At 72.1% G+C, this 4,293-nt stretch carries 3 protein-coding genes; 1 reads left to right on the plus strand and 2 read right to left on the minus strand.

Going from position 1 to position 4,293, the window contains the following annotated elements; translation table 11 throughout:
* Nucleotides 1-234: 234 nt before the first annotated feature.
* Together OXU43_05385 and mtnA are read right to left on the minus strand one after the other, a co-directional pair.
* Nucleotides 235-1,437: a glycerate kinase gene (locus OXU43_05385; protein ID MDD9824585.1), complete on the minus strand. Its 1,203-nt coding sequence runs from the start codon at nt 1,435-1,437 to the stop codon at nt 235-237.
* A gap of 1 nt (nt 1,438) precedes the next feature.
* Nucleotides 1,439-2,539: an S-methyl-5-thioribose-1-phosphate isomerase gene (mtnA, locus tag OXU43_05390; protein ID MDD9824586.1), complete on the minus strand. Its 1,101-nt coding sequence runs from the start codon at nt 2,537-2,539 to the stop codon at nt 1,439-1,441.
* A 30-nt stretch (nt 2,540-2,569) separates the two neighbouring features.
* Between mtnA and OXU43_05395 the strand changes: the two genes are divergently transcribed.
* A complete protein-coding gene (locus OXU43_05395) occupies nt 2,570-3,919 on the plus strand; it encodes a TRZ/ATZ family hydrolase (GenBank protein MDD9824587.1) in 1,350 nt (449 codons plus the stop codon).
* Nucleotides 3,920-4,293 lie beyond the last annotated feature (374 nt).

A 4,293-nucleotide genomic window follows, 5' to 3' on the forward strand; every position in this document is an offset into this window, starting at 1 on the left:
GGGGGGGAAGCGGCGGTTGCGATTTCCGTGTCCGCTGGGGGGAAGGAGGCGCCGCTATGCCCCCCACCGGCGCGACTTCGGGCTCCGCCCTCGTCTTGCCGACTCCCCCTCCAGGGGGGAGTGATGCGCGGGAATAGCGGGGTGGGAATCTTTTCCCCTCGATTGCGTAACGGCTTGGGCGGGCGCAAGCATCGCGCCACCGCGCCGCAGCGCGCCGCCGGCGAGCGGCGGCCCCTACTGCCCCGCCCGTGCCGGCGCCTTGCCGCGGGAGCGGGGCCGCGCCCGTTGCGCCCGTTGCATCTTCCGCCCGATCAGCACCAGCCGCACGGCCCGCTCGGCAGCATTGGCGAGATGGGCGCGGGAGTGGCGCAAAGCCTCTTCCAGAGGCATGTCCCGCGCCGCCGCGGACCCCAACCCGGCGATCCCGTGTCCGAACATCAGGCGGGCATCGTCGGCCAGCGCGCCCCCGATTGCGATCACCGGCACCCGGTAGCGGCGGGCCAGGCGCGCCACGCCCGCCGGCGCCTTGCCGAAGGCTGTCTGGGAATCAATCTTGCCCTCGCCGGTGAACACCAAGTCGGCGCCGCGCAACGCCTCCGCCAAACCCACGGCAGCCATGACGATATCCACTCCGCGCCGCAACCGCGCCCGGGTAAAGGCCAACAGCCCCGCCCCCAGACCGCCGGCGGCGCCGGCGCCAGGGCGGCGCCCCACGTCACGGCCCAGATCGCGCCGCAATAACCGGGCATAGTGGCCCAGATTGCGATCCAGGACGCGCACGTCCCGCGCCGCGGCCCCCTTCTGCGGCCCGAAAACGACGGCGGCGCCGCGGCGGCCGCATAGCGCATTGTCCACGTCGCAGGCCACCTCGATGCGGGTGCGCCGCAGGCGCCGGTCCAGAGCGGAGGCATCAATCCGGGCCACCCGGTGCAACATGCCGCCGCTGGCGGGCCGGCGCAACTCGCGGCCGCGGCGGTCGAGCAGACGCGCACCCAGGGCCTGCGCCATGCCGGCGCCGCCGTCGCAGGTGGCCGAGCCGCCGATACCGATCACCAAGGCGCCGGCGCCCCGGTCCAGGGCGGCGCGGATCAGTTCCCCCGTACCGTAGGAAGTGGCGCGCAGGGGATCGCGTTCTCTTTCCGGCACCAGCGGCAGACCCGAGGCCTGCGCCATTTCGATCGCCGCCACGCCGTTCTCCAGCAGCGCGTACTGCGCCGTCACGGGTTTTCCCGCCGGCCCCAACACCCGCTTGCGGCAGGCGCGGCCGCCCACCGCCGCCAGCAGGGCCCGCATGGTGCCCTCGCCGCCATCGGCCATCGGCAACTTGCGACAACGAGCGCCGGGCAAGGCGCGGAGCACGCCGCGCTCAATGGCGGCAGCCACCTGCAAGGCGTCCAGGTTGCCCTTGAAAGAATCCGGCGCGATCACGATCCGCACTTCAGTCGCCTCCCTCCGCCGCCAGCAGGGCGCGCACGCGGTCGCGCCCGGGAGGCGCGACCACGCCCCGCTCGGTGACGATGCCGCCGACCAGGGCCGCCGGGGTCAAATCGAACACGGGATTGGCCGCCTCAATGCCGGGAGGGAGCCGTTGCCAGCCGCATCCGGCAAGCAACTCCTCCGGCGCCCGCCGCTCGATGGGAATTCCCGCTCCCGTCGCCATGGCCGCATCTATGGTCGCCGCGGAGGCCGCCACCAGAAAGCCCAAGCCATGATGACGCGCGGCGACCGCGTGCGCGTAGGTGCCGATCTTGTTGACCACATCGCCGTTGGCGGCGATGCGGTCGGCGCCCACCACCACCCAATCAATCTCGCCGCGGGCCATGAATCCAGGCGCCGCCGCATCGGCGATCAACGTTACCGGGATGCCGTCGCGCTGCAATTCCCATGCGGTCAACCGCGCGCCCTGCAGCCAGGGGCGCGACTCGCAAACATAGACGGCGCGCAGGGCGCCGCGGGCGTGAAGACTGCGGACGACCCCCAGCGCCGTGCCGTAACCGCCTGTCGCCAGGGCGCCGGCGTTGCAGTGCGTCAGTACGCGGGCGGGCCCGCCGATAAAGTCGGCGCCCAGGGCGCCGATGCGCCGGTTGGCCGCCATGTCCTCGCGGTGCAAGGCCCGCGCCTCGGCCAGCAGCGCCGGCGTCGGTTCTCCCGGAATAGCGGCGAAGCGGTCCCGCATCCGGCGCACGGCCCAGCGCAGGTGGACAGCGGTGGGCCGCGCCCGCTCCAGCCGCTGCAATTCGGGCCGCGCCGCCTGCCGCCAGTCCGTCCCCGCGCAGCGCCAGGCGGCGCGGGCGGCCAGCACCACGGCGTAAGCGGCGGCGATGCCGATCGCCGGCGCGCCGCGCACGACCATGTCCCGAATAGCCTCGGCAACCTCCGTCGCTCGCGACAACGACAGGTAACGCTCGGCCCCGGGCAAGCGCCGCTGGTCCAACAGCCGCACCGCATCCTCCTCCCAGGCCACCGCCTGTACGGAGTCTTGCCGCGCCGCCGCGTCGCCGTTGGCGCCGCCGCCGTCCATCGTCGCCTGCCATGCCATCGCGCCGGGATAATGCCATAATCGCCGGGGATGTCACGCAGCGCCGGGAAAACCCTGGAGAAAATACAGGCCGACACCGAGATCCGCGGGCGCTGGATCGCCCCGGTCGAACCGCCGGGCGCGCTGCGCGAAGACCACGCCCTGATATTGCGCCAGGGGCGCATCCTGGACCTGCTCCCGGCGGCCGAGGCCGGACGCCGCTACCGAGCGCAGCGGCGATTGCACCTGGACCGGCACCTGCTGCTGCCCGGCCTGGTCAACAGCCATTGCCACGTCGCCATGACCCTGTTGCGCGGCATCGCCGACGACCTGCCCCTGATGCCCTGGCTGCAGGAACACATCTGGCCCGCGGAGCGCCGCTGGGTCGGCCCCGACTTCGTGCGCGACGGCAGCCGGCTGGCCCTGGCCGAGATGATCCGCGGCGGCACCACCTGTTGCAACGACATGTACTTTTTCCCGGAGATCGCCGCCGGGGAAGCCGAGCGCGCCGGGATGCGGATGGTCGCCGGCCTGCCGGTGCTCGCCGTGCCGACTCCCTGGGCCGGCGGCGAGGAAGAATGTCTCGCCAAAGCGGCAACGCTGCGCCGCCTGCTAAGCGGCCGGCCGTTGGTGGCCGCCGCCCTGGCGCCGCACGCGCCCTACACCGTATCGGACGACGGCTTGCGCCGGGTGCGGGAGCTGGCGGCGGAATGGGGGCTGCGCGTACACATGCACGTACACGAGACCGCGGACGAGGTCGCGGATTCGGTGCGGCAACACGGCTGCCGGCCCCTGGAGCGGCTGCGCAAATTCGGCCTGCTGGGCCCGGAACTGCTGGCCGTGCACCTCACGCAACTGCAGGAAGAGGAGATCGGACAACTGGCGCAGTACGGCGCGCACGCCGTCCACTGCCCGGAATCCAACCTCAAGCTGGCCAGCGGCGCCTGCCCGGCGGCGCGGCTGTTGCGGGCCGGCGTGAACGTCGCCCTGGGCACCGACGGCGCCGCCAGCAACAACGACCTGGACCTGATCGGCGAGATGCGCAGCGCCGCCCTGCTGGGCAAGTTCGCGGCCGCCGACAGCAGCGCCCTGCGCGCCCGCGAGGTCCTGCGCATGGCAACCCTGGGCGGGGCGCAGGCGCTGGGGCTGGCAGGGCGGATCGGCTCCCTGGTCCCGGGCAAAGAGGCGGACATCGTCGCCGTGGACCTGGATTGCCCCGAGACGCAGCCGGTGTACGACCCGGTCGCGCAGTTGGTCTATGCCGCCTGCCGCGCGCAGGTCAGCGACGTCTGGGTGGCGGGACGGCAACTGCTTGCCGGCCGCGAACTGACCACGCTGGACGCGGCGGCGGCGGTAGCCGCGGCCCGCGACTGGCGGCGCCGGATCGGCCGCGGCGACTGACCCCGAAGCCGCCAGATTCCCGCCTCCCCCCGGGGTCGAAACGATCATCGCACCCGTGTACAGGTTCGGACACATCTGAGCGGCATCCATACAACCTGCCCCGCTCCATACATGCGAGCAGCGCCACGGGGTTACGCGCGGATACGGCAGTATTTGCCGCCCCCGCATTCCGTTCTTTCCATCGCTCCCCCTCGTTCTTTCCATCACTCCCCCCGTTTTTTTTCGTCATTCCCCCTGCTTTTTCCGTCATTCCAGCGCAACTCCCACCCCGGAAAAACCCCACCCCTCGTCATTCCGGCCTCCTCCATGTCATTCCTGCTTCCTCCATGTCATTCCGGCGAAAGCCGGAATCCCGCATAGAAAGCGCGCGCCTC

It is taken from the genome of Gammaproteobacteria bacterium (assembly GCA_028817255.1).
Classification (GTDB): Bacteria; Pseudomonadota; Gammaproteobacteria; order Porifericomitales; family Porifericomitaceae; genus Porifericomes; species Porifericomes azotivorans.

Bases quoted from the DNA above. Each gene is read 5' to 3' on its own strand.
- mtnA (MDD9824586.1), bottom strand. From the start codon at position 2,539: ATGGCATGGCAGGCGACGATGGACGGCGGCGGCGCCAACGGCGACGCG.
- OXU43_05395 (MDD9824587.1), top strand. From the start codon at position 2,570: ATGTCACGCAGCGCCGGGAAAACCCTGGAGAAAATACAGGCCGACACC.